Genomic DNA, 12,237 nt, shown 5'->3' on the forward strand with positions numbered 1-12,237 from the left:
TTGTAGATTGTCAGATAATAGGCGGCTTTTTTATTTCAGGCCGAAAAATGACTGATTACCTGCTGCTGTTTGTCGGAACTGTACTGGTCAATAACTTTGTACTGGTCAAGTTTCTGGGCCTCTGCCCGTTTATGGGCGTTTCCAAAAAACTGGAAACCGCAATGGGTATGGGCCTTGCCACGACGTTTGTCATGACACTGGCATCCATCTGCGCATGGCTGATTGATACCTGGATCCTAATCCCGCTCAATCTCATCTATCTGCGCACACTGGCTTTTATTCTGGTTATCGCCGTCGTCGTGCAGTTTACCGAAATGGTTGTGCGCAAAACCAGCCCTGCGCTGTACCGCCTGCTGGGGATCTTCCTACCGCTGATCACGACTAACTGCGCAGTGTTAGGTGTGGCGCTGCTGAACATCAACCTCGGCCATAACTTTTTACAGTCGGCGCTATACGGTTTTTCCGCCGCCGTCGGCTTCTCGCTGGTGATGGTACTGTTCGCCGCGATCCGCGAACGCCTCGCCGTGGCGGACGTCCCGGCGCCGTTTCGCGGGAATGCGATTGCGCTGATTACCGCTGGTTTAATGTCATTGGCCTTTATGGGCTTTAGTGGTTTGGTGAAGTTGTAATGAATGCTATCTGGATTGCCGTTGCCGCAGTGAGTGTACTGGGTCTGGCGTTCGGCGCTATTTTGGGGTACGCCTCACGACGTTTTGCCGTTGAAGATGATCCGGTCGTGGAGAAAATTGATGAAATTCTCCCGCAAAGCCAGTGTGGGCAGTGCGGCTATCCGGGCTGTCATCCTTACGCTGAAGCGATCGGCTCTCAGGGTGAAAAAATTAACCGTTGCGCCCCCGGTGGCGAAGCGGTGATGTTAAAAATTGCCGCCCTGCTGAACGTCGATCCGCAGCCTATTGATGGTGATGAACAAGACGTTACGCCGGTGCGTATGCTGGCGGTCATTGATGAAAATAACTGTATCGGGTGCACTAAGTGTATTCAGGCCTGCCCGGTCGATGCGATCGTGGGCGCGACCCGCGCCATGCACACGGTAATGAGCGATCTCTGCACTGGGTGCAACCTGTGTGTTGACCCGTGCCCGACGCAATGCATTGAATTACGCCCGGTAGCCGAGACACCCGATAGCTGGAAATGGGATTTAAACACCATCCCTGTGCGCATCATTCCCGTGGAACAACATGTTTAAGTTATTCTCTGCATTCAGAAAAAATAAAATCTGGGACTTTGATGGTGGCATTCATCCACCAGAAATGAAAACCCAGTCAAACGGAACACCGTTGCGACAGGTTCCGCTGGCACCGCGTTTTGTTATTCCGCTGAAACAACATATTGGTGCGGAGGGTGAACTGTGCGTAAACGTGGGTGACACCGTGCTGCGTGGTCAGGCATTAACCCGCGGGCGTGGCAAAATGCTTCCAGTCCATGCGCCAACATCAGGTACCGTGGTTGCCATTGCCCCGCACTCCACCGCACATCCTTCGGCACTGGCTGAGTTGAGCGTTATCATAGACGCCGATGGCGAAGACCGCTGGATTGAGCGAGACGGCTGGACCGATTACCGCTCCCACAACCGGGAAGAGCTCATTGCGCGTATTCATCAGTTCGGCGTCGCCGGGCTGGGTGGCGCAGGTTTTCCCACCGGCGTTAAACTGCAGGGCGGCGGAGATAAAATTGAAACGCTGATCATTAACGCCGCTGAATGCGAGCCGTATATTACAGCAGATGACCGCCTGATGCAGGACTGTGCGGCGCAGGTCGTTGAAGGGATCCGCATCCTGGCGCACATTCTTCAGCCACGCGAGATCCTCCTCGGCATAGAAGATAACAAACCGCAGGCAATATCTATGCTGCGCGCGGTGCTGGCTGATTCACACGACATCAGTTTGCGCGTGATCCCCACCAAGTACCCTTCCGGCGGGGCTAAACAGTTAACACAAATCCTGACTGGCAAGCAGGTTCCCCACGGTGGACGCTCCTCAGATATCGGCGTATTGATGCAAAACGTCGGAACCGCCTATGCAATTAAACGTGCAGTAATTGACGGTGAGCCGATCACCGAACGTGTCGTGACGCTTACCGGTGAAGCCGTCAGCCGCCCGGGCAACGTCTGGGCGCGTTTGGGCACGCCGGTTCGTCATCTGCTCAACGACGCGGGCTTTTGCCCTTCCGCCGACCAGATGGTGATTATGGGTGGACCGCTGATGGGGTTTACGCTGCCATGGCTGGATGTCCCGGTGGTGAAGATTACCAACTGTCTTCTGGCCCCCTCTGCCAGTGAAATGGGTGAAACGCCGGAAGAGAAAGGCTGCATTCGCTGTAGCGCATGCGCCGATGCCTGTCCGGCGGATCTCCTGCCACAACAGCTTTATTGGTTCAGTAAAGGGCAACAGCACGACAAAGCAACGGCCCACAATATCGCCGACTGCATTGAATGCGGTGCCTGCGCCTGGGTATGCCCAAGCAATATTCCGTTGGTGCAGTATTTCCGCCAGGAAAAAGCCGAGATTTACGCCATTAGCCAGGAAGAAAAACGAGCCGCTGAAGCGAAAGCACGGTTTGAAGCCCGACAGGCTCGCCTTGAACGTGAAAAAGCAGCGCGTCTTGAACGCCATAAGAGCGCCGCTGCTCAACCGGCGGCCAAAGACCATGATGCCATTGCCGCCGCGCTGGCTCGCGTAAAAGAAAAACAGGCTCAGGCGCTGCAGCCGGTAGTAATTCAGGCAGGTGAAAAACCTGACAATAGCGCAGTGATTGCCGCACGCGAGGCGCGTAAGGCGCAAGCTCGTGCTTCCCGTAAGGAAAATTCGCCGCAAAGTGAAGGCAGCAGCACGGGTACAGATCCGCGTAAAGCTGCCGTCGAAGCGGCAATTGCTCGCGCCAAAGCCCGCAAGCTCGAACAGCAGGCGGTACCGGAAACAGCCGAGCCGGTTGATCCACGCAAAGCCGCCGTGGAAGCGGCCATCGCCCGCGCCAAAGCCCGCAAGCTCGAGCAGCAGGTGGTACCGGAAACAGCCGAACCGGTTGATCCGCGTAAAGCCGCCGTGGAAGCGGCCATCGCCCGCGCCAAAGCCCGCAAGCTCGAGCAGCAAGTGGTAACGGAAACAGCCGAGCCGGTTGATCCACGCAAAGCCGCCGTGGAAGCGGCCATTGCCCGCGCCAAGGCCCGCAAGCTCGAGCAGCAAGTGGTAACGGAAACAGCCGAACCGGCTGATCCACGCAAAGCCGCCGTCGCGGCCGCTATCGCACGCGCTCAGGCAAAGAAAGCCGCACAGCAGCAGGTTGTTAACGAGGAATAAATGGTATTCAGAATAGCAAGCTCCCCTTATACCCATAACCAGCGCCAGACATCACGTATCATGATGTTGGTGTTACTTGCGGCATTGCCGGGGATCGCCGCACAGCTGTGGTTCTTCGGCTGGGGTACGTTGTTCCAGATAATTCTGGCCGCCATCAGCGCTATCGCAGCCGAAGCGGGCGTGCTTAAACTGCGTAAACAACCCATTGTGCCGATTTTAAAAGACAACTCTGCGTTACTCACCGGGTTGCTGCTGGCCGTGAGTATTCCCCCGCTCGCCCCCTGGTGGATGGTGGTATTGGGCACGGTATTCGCGGTTATCATTGCGAAACAGCTGTATGGCGGTCTCGGTCAGAACCCGTTTAACCCTGCCATGATTGGTTATGTCGTGCTGCTAATCTCATTTCCAGTACAGATGACCAGTTGGCTGCCGCCGCACGAAATTGCGGCTACAGTGCCTGGGTTCTTTGACGCGCTGAACGTTATCCTTAGCGGCCATACCGTCAGCGGTGGGGATATGAATACACTGCGTATGGGCATTGATGGTATCAGCCAGGCAACGCCTCTCGATACCTTTAAGACATCACTGCATGCCGGGCATACCGTTGAACAGGTGATGCAATACCCGATTTACAGCGGTGTGCTGGCAGGCGCGGGCTGGCAGTGGGTTAATCTTGCCTGGCTGGCGGGTGGTATCGTTCTGTTATGGCAGGGGGCAATTCGCTGGCATATCCCGGTTAGCTTCCTGCTGTCGCTCGCCGTTTGCGCCACTCTGGGATGGTTGTTCTCACCTGAGTCACTCGCGTCTCCTCAGTTACACCTGCTTTCCGGCGCAACCATGCTGGGTGCATTTTTTATTCTTACCGACCCCGTTACGGCCTCGACAACTAACCGCGGCCGCCTGATTTTTGGCGCACTTGCGGGGTTGTTAGTATGGTTGATTCGCAGTTTTGGCGGTTATCCTGACGGTGTAGCCTTTGCTGTATTACTGGCAAATATCACGGTTCCCCTGATTGATTATTACACCCGCCCTCGCGTGTACGGACATCGCTAAGGACTCCCAATGCTGAAAACGATTCGTAAACACGGTATTACGCTGGCACTGTTTGCTGCTGGTTCAACGGGATTAACCGCGGCAATCAATCAATTAACCAAGTCCACCATTGATGAACAGGCCGCGCTGCAGCAAAAAGCACTGTTCGATCAGGTGCTACCTGGCGATCGCTACAATAATAACTTGTCTGAGAGCTGTTATCTGGTCAATGCGCAGGCATTGGGCAAAGGTACTCACCGCGTGTATATTGCCCGCCAGGACGACCGTCCCGTTGCAGCAATTCTTGAAGCTACGGCGCCAGATGGGTATTCCGGGGCGATTCAACTGCTGGTCGGTGTCGATTTTACGGGTACCGTGTTGGGTACGCGGGTAACCGAACATCATGAAACCCCGGGACTGGGCGATAAAATCGAACTGCGACTGTCCGACTGGATCACCCACTTTAGCGGCAAAACGATCGCTACGGGTAACGATGCCCACTGGGCTGTGAAAAAAGACGGCGGCGACTTTGACCAGTTTACTGGTGCAACCATTACGCCGCGGGCGGTAGTGAACGCAGTAAAACGCGCCGGTTTGTATGCGCAGACGCTACCCGCGCAGCTTCCTCAACTTAGCGCCTGTGGAGAATAAACCATGAGCGAAATTAAAGACGTTATTGTCCAGGGGTTATGGAAAAATAACTCCGCGCTTGTACAGCTACTCGGGATGTGTCCGCTGTTGGCCGTTACCTCTACCGCCACTAACGCGCTGGGGCTGGGGCTCGCGACGACGCTCGTTCTGACGCTGACCAACCTGACGATTTCGGCCCTTCGTCGCTGGACTCCGCCTGAAATCCGTATTCCAATTTATGTCATGATCATCGCCTCCGTGGTGAGTGCGGTGCAGATGCTGATCAATGCCTATGCCTTTGGCCTGTATCAGTCTCTGGGCATCTTTATCCCGCTGATTGTGACCAACTGTATTGTTGTTGGCCGCGCAGAAGCCTTCGCCGCCAAAAAAGGCCCTGCATTATCCGCACTCGATGGTTTTTCCATCGGTATGGGGGCGACCGGCGCCATGTTTGTTCTGGGCTCGCTGCGTGAAATAATTGGTAACGGTACACTGTTTGATGGCGCAGACGGTTTGTTGGGTAGCTGGGCCAAAGTATTGCGCGTTGAGATCTTCCATACTGATACGCCGTTTCTGCTGGCCATGCTGCCACCAGGCGCGTTTATTGGTCTGGGCTTGATGCTGGCAGTTAAGTACCTGATTGATGAGAGAATGAAGAAACGTCGTGCCGAAGCGGCTGTCGCGGACAGTCCAGCTGGTGAAACAGGGAATGTCTCATGAACAAAGCAAAACGTCTGGAAATACTGACTCGCCTGCGGGATAACAACCCGCATCCGACAACCGAGCTTAATTTTACATCGCCGTTTGAACTGCTGATTTCGGTCTTGCTATCCGCTCAGGCCACCGATGTCAGCGTCAATAAAGCGACGGCTAAACTATACCCCGTCGCCAATACGCCTGCTGCGATGCTGGAGCTCGGAGTTGAAGGTGTTAAGTCCTACATCAAGACAATCGGTTTGTTTAACAGCAAAGCGGAAAACGTAATTAAAACCTGCCGCATTCTGCTGGAACAACATAATGGTGAAGTGCCTGAAGACCGTGCTGCGTTAGAAGCTCTCCCCGGCGTTGGGCGCAAGACGGCTAATGTGGTGTTAAATACCGCCTTTGGCTGGCCCACTATTGCCGTAGATACCCACATTTTCCGGGTATGTAACCGGACACAATTCGCCCCAGGTAAAAACGTCGAGCAGGTAGAAGAAAAGCTACTGAAAGTCGTACCCAGTGAATTTAAAGTCGATTGCCACCACTGGTTAATTCTTCATGGCCGCTACACCTGTATAGCCAGAAAGCCACGTTGTGGTTCCTGTATCATCGAAGATCTCTGCGAATTCAAAGAGAAAGTCGATATCTAATACTGCCGGGGCATCCTCTTTGCCCCATACATAACGTTTAGTTATGCACTCCCCAATGTTTCTTTTCCCGACAATGATGCCATTCAATTGCTCAAATCTAATGCAATATTCTTGTTAATTAACACCTGAGCAGGTTAATCGTTTTTTTAGCAAAAGAAATTTCTATCTATACGTGATCCAGATCATCCAGCTAACACAATGTTAATAAGTTTTTATTTTTTAGTTAAGGTGACAATTAGATGACCTAACTGCACAGTTTATAAACAAAACATTACACTGCCTATTTTTCAGATAATGGCCTATATCACTGGATTCAACCTTAAATAGCAGAACATATCGCCACATTGCGGTTTTAGCGGTGATTAAACAGTGTAAAAATCTGCCATTTTACAAATGAAGAAATTTAACGCTAGATAACATTTCGCAGCCCCGACGATTTCACCAGTCATGATATATGTAACAGATTATTACAAACCACTTGTCTGAATGGTCAAGATAGTGAACATTACTTGCCGTTTCCCCTCCCACTATAACAATCGGACGGATGAACTTGACTCATCACGTACCTGAACACCCCCGTTGATATGGGATGTAAAAAAAGAGGTAAAAGTGTCTACTGCAAACAATAAACCAACAGAAAGCGTAAGTTTAAACGCCTTCAAACAACCAAAAGCGTTCTATCTCATTTTCTCTATTGAGCTGTGGGAACGTTTTGGTTATTACGGCCTGCAAGGGATTATGGCCGTCTACCTGGTTAAACAGCTGGGTATGTCAGAAGCGGATTCCATCACCCTTTTCTCGTCCTTTAGCGCCCTGGTGTACGGTCTGGTTGCCATTGGCGGCTGGTTAGGTGATAAAGTTCTGGGAACAAAACGTGTCATTATGCTGGGTGCCGTTGTCCTGGCCATCGGTTATGCGTTGGTAGCATGGTCCGGTCACGATGCGGGTATCGTTTATATGGGCATGGCGGCTATCGCGGTCGGTAACGGCCTGTTTAAAGCAAACCCATCCTCCCTGCTCTCTACCTGCTATGCCAAAGATGACCCGCGTCTTGATGGTGCATTTACCATGTACTACATGTCCGTCAACATCGGTTCATTCTTCTCTATGCTGGCAACGCCATGGTTAGCTGCGCGTTACGGCTGGAGCACTGCGTTCGCGCTGAGCGTCGTGGGTATGCTGATTACCGTTGTTAACTTCGCATTCTGTCAGCGCTGGGTTAAACAATACGGTTCTAAACCTGACTTTGAACCAATCAACTTCCGTAACCTGCTGCTGACTATCGTTGGCGTTGTGGTTCTGATCGCGATTGCGACCTGGCTGCTGCACAACCAGCAGATCGCACGTATGGTTCTGGGTGTAATTGCTATCGGTATCGTGTTTATCTTCGGTAAAGAAGCCTTCACCATGAAAGGCGCTGCACGTCGTAAAATGATCGTCGCCTTCATTCTGATGCTGGAAGCGATTATCTTCTTCGTGCTGTACAGCCAGATGCCGACCTCACTGAACTTCTTTGCGATTCGTAACGTTGAGCACTCTATTCTTGGCATTGCTTTCGAACCTGAACAGTACCAGGCGCTGAACCCGTTCTGGATCATCATTGGTAGCCCAATCCTCGCCGCTATCTATAACAAGATGGGCGATACCCTGCCGATGCCGACCAAGTTTGCGATTGGTATGGTGCTGTGTTCCGGTGCATTCCTGATCCTGCCGCTGGGCGCGAAATTCGCTACCGATGCGGGCATCGTTTCCGTTAACTGGCTGATTATCTGCTATGGCCTGCAAAGTATCGGTGAGCTGATGATCTCCGGTCTGGGTCTGGCAATGGTGGCACAGCTGGTTCCGCAACGCCTGATGGGCTTCATCATGGGTAGCTGGTTCCTGACCACTGCCGGTGCAAACATCATCGGTGGCTACGTCGCTAACATGATGGCTGTACCAGAGAACGTGACTGACCCGCTGATGTCCCTTGAAGTCTACGGTCGTGTGTTCCTGCAGATTGGTGTTGCGACGGCTGTTATCGCTGTTCTGATGCTGCTGACGGCTCCGAAACTGAACCGTATGACTCAGGATGACGAAGCCGATGAGAAAACCGCTAAGGCCGCGACAGCGTAATTCTCAGGGAAACTCATTTTCAGGCCGCTAACTGTTGTTAGCGGCTTTTTTTTTGCATGAGGTAGCACTACCATACGATATACCTCAGCCAAAAGGAGTTACCGATGAAACTGTTCTACAAACCGGGCGCTTGTTCTCTTGCTTCCCACATCACACTTCGTGAGAGCGGTAAAGATTTCACGCTGGATGGTGTTGATCTGATGAAGAAACGTCTGGAAAATGGCGATGATTTTTTCGCGGTAAACCCAAAAGGGCAAGTTCCCGCACTGCTGCTGGATGATGGTACGCTACTTACCGAAGGTGTCGCCATCATGCAATACCTGGCGGACAGCGTGCCAGACCGTCAGCTCCTTGCCCCTACCAGCAGCCTCTCCCGTTACAAAACCATCGAATGGCTTAACTACATTGCGACAGAACTGCATAAAGGCTTTACGCCACTGTTCCGTCCCGATACGCCGGAAGACTTCAAGCCAACCGTTCGCGCGCTGCTGGAGAAAAAAATGCAGTATGTGAACGACTCGCTAAAAGATAACCAATGGATCTGCGGCCCGCGCTTCAGCATCGCCGATGCCTACCTGTTTACCGTACTGCGTTGGGCCTATGCGGTTAAGCTGAATATGGCAGGATTAAGCCATATCGACGCGTATATGGCGCGTATGGCTGAACGCCCGGCGGTTGCCGCAGCGCTTAAAGCAGAAGGGTTAAATTAATTGTTGTTGCCGGGTGGTGCTTACGTTTGCCCGGCCTACAGCTAAAAATATGCCCGATAAGCGTGAACGCCATCGGGCATTGATTACAGCTGCGTTGCGCTGAAGTAGTGTTCAGGCTTCACGATGCGATCCTGCGCAGCCACCACTTGCAACTCATACTCGTGCATCTCTTTAGTGGCGATCATCACTTCGTACACTGCCGCAGTCACATGCTCAAGCGCCTGCTGTAAAGACGCGCCCTGTAACAGTTTCACCAGCAACAAGCCACTGGTAACATCACCCACACCCACCGGTTGACGTGCGCCAAAATCGACCAGCGGGCGACTGATATGCCACGCCTGCTCAGCGGTGACCAGCAGCATCTCGAAACGGTCGGTGCTAATACCTGCGCGTGCCAGATGCTTCACCAGTACAATTTCAGGTCCCTGAGCGATCAGTTCACGCGCCGCCGCAACAGCCTCATCAACATTGTTCACCGCATGCTCGCACAGAATTTCGAGCTCAACCAAATTCGGGGCAATAATGTCACTAGCCGGAAGCGCATGACGTACATGAAATTCCGCCACACCCGGAGCTACGATACATCCCTTTTCAGGGTGTCCCATCACCGGATCGCAAAAGTATTTTGCCTGCGGGTTGGCCGCTTTTACTTCACGTACAATACCCAGAATATGCTCGCCCTGTTCAGCTGAGCCAAGATAGCCGCTCAGTACTGCGTCACAGGTCTGGAGTTTATCAATATCAGCAATGCCCTGGACAATTTCAGTCAGGTGGCTCGGCGGCATAACGCAACCGGTCCATTTGCCATACTGCGTGTGGTTTGAAAACTGGACGGTATTCAACGGCCAGACGTTTGCGCCAAGACGACGCATCGGAAATTCTGCTGCACTGTTGCCCGCATGGCCAAAAACAACGTGGGACTGGATGGCGAGGATATTCTTCATTTTACTTATCACAACCCTGAAAAAATAAAGGGGCGTAGTTTCCCACGCCCCTGCTAACGCAATCTTACTTCCAGCAAATCAGACAATAGTTCTTCTTGCCACGGCGCAGTAAGGTATAGCGCCCGAACAGGATATCACTCTCCTGGAAGAAATATTCCGGATCGGACTGCTTCTCACCGTTGATGGTCACCGCGTTAGACGCAATGGTCTTACGGGCCTGACCGCGAGAAGGTTGTAGCTCGGAGTCTACCAGCGCCTGCATCAAATCGGCACCTTTATCCATCTCGATCATCGGCACGCCATCCTGCGCCAGCTGTTCGAAATCTGCTTCACTCAAATCGCTGAGATTGCCATTGAACAAGCTTTCGGTAATGCGTTTTGCCGCGACCAGACCTTCTTCACCGTGAACCAGACGCGTAACCTGTTCGGCCAGAACATACTGGGCACGCGGCGCTTTACCGCTGTTTTTATCTTCTTCTTCCAGCGCATTGATCTCTTCAATATCCATGAAAGTGAAGAATTTCAGGAAGCGATAAACGTCCGCATCGGCGGTGTTGATCCAGAACTGGTAGAATTTGTACGGACTGGTTTTCTTCGGATCCAGCCACACTGCGCCGCCTTCCGTCTTACCGAATTTGGTACCATCAGCTTTAGTAATCAGTGGTACGGTCAGACCAAACACCTGATTCTGGTGCAGACGACGGGTCAAATCGATACCCGAAGTAATGTTACCCCACTGGTCAGAACCACCAATCTGCAGTGCCACGCCGTGCAGCTTATTCAGGCAGGCAAAGTCATAACCCTGCAGCAGATTGTAAGAAAACTCAGTAAAGGAGATCCCCTGATCGTCACGGTTCAGACGCTGCTTAACCGCTTCTTTGTTGATCATCTGGTTAACGGAGAAATGTTTGCCGATATCACGCAGGAAAGTCAGTACGTTCATACCGCCAAACCAGTCGTAGTTGTTCGCAGCAATCGCCGAGTTGTCGCCACAGTCGAAATCGAGGAACGGTGCAACCTGTTTGCGGATTTTATCCACCCACTCCTGCACAGTGTCTTCGGTATTCAGTTTACGCTCGGCGGCTTTAAAGCTCGGGTCACCAATCAGACCGGTTGCGCCACCTACCAGTGCGACAGGCTTATGGCCTGCCTGCTGGAAGCGTTTCAGGCATAACAATGGAACCAGATGCCCCAAATGCAAGCTGTCAGCGGTAGGATCGAAGCCGCAATAGAGCGCGATCGGGCCTTGCGCCAGTCGCTCTGCTAACGCTTCCTCGTCCGTCACCTGGGCCACCAGCCCCCGCTCTTGCAATTGTTTAATCAAGTTACTGCTTGCCATCAAAATCTCCATGTATAAAACGACTGCACCTTTGCCGGTACACGACTTTTCGCCTGATGCGAAAGAAACATAGAATAAAGCGCCGGATTGATCAGCACCAGCGCTTAAAACAAGAAATTTGCATCTTTAGGGGGCCAGGCGATCAATTTTCCACGCGTTATCTTCGCGTTGGTATAAAAAACGATCGTGTAAGCGGTTTTCACCACCTTGCCAGAACTCCATTTGCTCAATACTCACGCGAAAGCCGCCCCAGAAACTTGGCAGCGGAACTTCTCCTTGCTGAAACTTCTGCTTCAACTCGAGAAATTTACTTTCAAGAATACCACGAGCTGAGATCCGGCTGGATTGCTTAGAGACCCAGGCGCCAATCTGGCTATCGCGTGGGCGACTGTGGAAGTATTTCACTACTTCTAACGTGGAGAGACGATCAGCCTTGCCGATCACCATCACCTGCCGTTCCAGCGTATGCCAGGGAAATAAAAGGCTGATGCGTGGATTTTTCTCGATCTGATGCGCCTTTCGGCTGCCAAGGTTGGTATAGAACACCAGCCCTTTGTCATCATAATGTTTGAGTAACACGATACGCTGATACGGCTGGCCATTTTCATCGACGGTCGCAACGACCATCGCGGTGGGATCGGCCAGTTTGGCGTCACAGGCTTGCCCCAGCCAGCGCTCAAACAGCGCAAGGGGTTCGGCGGGAAGATCGCGGCGGCGAAGACCGCCTTTCGTGTATTCACGGCGCAGATGCGCGATTTGCTGCAATTCGTCGTTATCAGACATGATGTTGGGCTACGG

At 52.5% G+C, this 12,237-nt stretch carries 12 protein-coding genes; 9 read left to right on the plus strand and 3 right to left on the minus strand.

Going from position 1 to position 12,237, the window contains the following annotated elements; all coding sequences use genetic code 11:
• Nucleotides 1-47: 47 nt before the first annotated feature.
• The 9 genes from rsxA (at nucleotide 48) to gstA (ending at nucleotide 9,156) form a co-directional block, all read left to right on the plus strand.
• Nucleotides 48-629 carry an electron transport complex subunit RsxA gene (rsxA, locus tag OGV85_RS10780; RefSeq protein ID WP_003029144.1) on the plus strand — a complete coding sequence of 194 codons (582 nt, stop codon included), beginning with the start codon at nucleotides 48-50 and terminating at the stop codon, nucleotides 627-629.
• Nucleotides 629-1,207 (plus strand): electron transport complex subunit RsxB, encoded by a 579-nt coding sequence (gene rsxB, locus OGV85_RS10785; protein WP_003029148.1) that lies wholly within the window; start codon nucleotides 629-631, stop codon nucleotides 1,205-1,207. Before rsxA ends, rsxB begins: the two co-directional genes overlap by 1 nt.
• Nucleotides 1,200-3,317: an electron transport complex subunit RsxC gene (gene rsxC, locus OGV85_RS10790; protein WP_061548238.1), complete on the plus strand. Its 2,118-nt coding sequence runs from the start codon at nucleotides 1,200-1,202 to the stop codon at nucleotides 3,315-3,317. Before rsxB ends, rsxC begins: the two co-directional genes overlap by 8 nt.
• Complete coding sequence (rsxD, locus tag OGV85_RS10795; protein WP_003836424.1) at nucleotides 3,318-4,370, plus strand: electron transport complex subunit RsxD; 1,053 nt, start codon at nucleotides 3,318-3,320, stop codon at nucleotides 4,368-4,370. It abuts the gene before it with no gap.
• A gap of 9 nt (nucleotides 4,371-4,379) precedes the next feature.
• A complete protein-coding gene (gene rsxG, locus OGV85_RS10800) occupies nucleotides 4,380-5,000 on the plus strand; it encodes an electron transport complex subunit RsxG (RefSeq protein ID WP_003029155.1) in 621 nt (206 codons plus the stop codon).
• 3 nt (nucleotides 5,001-5,003) lie between these two features.
• Nucleotides 5,004-5,699 (plus strand): electron transport complex subunit E, encoded by a 696-nt coding sequence (locus OGV85_RS10805; RefSeq protein WP_032949225.1) that lies wholly within the window; start codon nucleotides 5,004-5,006, stop codon nucleotides 5,697-5,699.
• Entirely contained in the window at nucleotides 5,696-6,331 is a 636-nt protein-coding gene (gene nth / locus OGV85_RS10810) for an endonuclease III (protein WP_003029161.1), read from the plus strand. The genes OGV85_RS10805 and nth overlap by 4 nt, the downstream gene beginning before the upstream one ends.
• 609 nt (nucleotides 6,332-6,940) lie before the next feature.
• A complete protein-coding gene (gene dtpA, locus OGV85_RS10815; RefSeq protein WP_061548237.1) occupies nucleotides 6,941-8,446 on the plus strand; it encodes a dipeptide/tripeptide permease DtpA in 1,506 nt (501 codons plus the stop codon).
• Between the two features lie 104 nt (nucleotides 8,447-8,550).
• A complete protein-coding gene (gstA, locus tag OGV85_RS10820) occupies nucleotides 8,551-9,156 on the plus strand; it encodes a glutathione transferase GstA (protein WP_003029164.1) in 606 nt (201 codons plus the stop codon).
• 83 nt (nucleotides 9,157-9,239) lie between these two features.
• Here the strand turns inward: gstA and pdxY are convergent, their stop codons facing one another.
• The 3 genes from pdxY to pdxH all read right to left on the minus strand — a co-directional run bounded on the left by pdxY (nucleotide 9,240) and on the right by pdxH (nucleotide 12,222).
• The gene (gene pdxY / locus OGV85_RS10825) at nucleotides 9,240-10,100 is read right to left on the minus strand and encodes a pyridoxal kinase PdxY (RefSeq protein ID WP_061548236.1); all 861 of its coding nucleotides are present in this window, start codon (nucleotides 10,098-10,100) and stop codon (nucleotides 9,240-9,242) included.
• A gap of 64 nt (nucleotides 10,101-10,164) precedes the next feature.
• On the minus strand, nucleotides 10,165-11,439 hold the full coding sequence (gene tyrS, locus OGV85_RS10830; RefSeq protein WP_003029168.1) for a tyrosine--tRNA ligase: 1,275 nt from the start codon (nucleotides 11,437-11,439) through the stop codon (nucleotides 10,165-10,167).
• 126 nt (nucleotides 11,440-11,565) lie between these two features.
• A complete protein-coding gene (pdxH, locus tag OGV85_RS10835) occupies nucleotides 11,566-12,222 on the minus strand; it encodes a pyridoxamine 5'-phosphate oxidase (protein WP_061548235.1) in 657 nt (218 codons plus the stop codon).
• Between the last annotated feature and the right edge of the window lie 15 nt (nucleotides 12,223-12,237).

The organism is Citrobacter sp. Cf132 (assembly GCF_030333885.1).
Classification (GTDB): Bacteria; Pseudomonadota; Gammaproteobacteria; order Enterobacterales; family Enterobacteriaceae; genus Citrobacter; species Citrobacter freundii.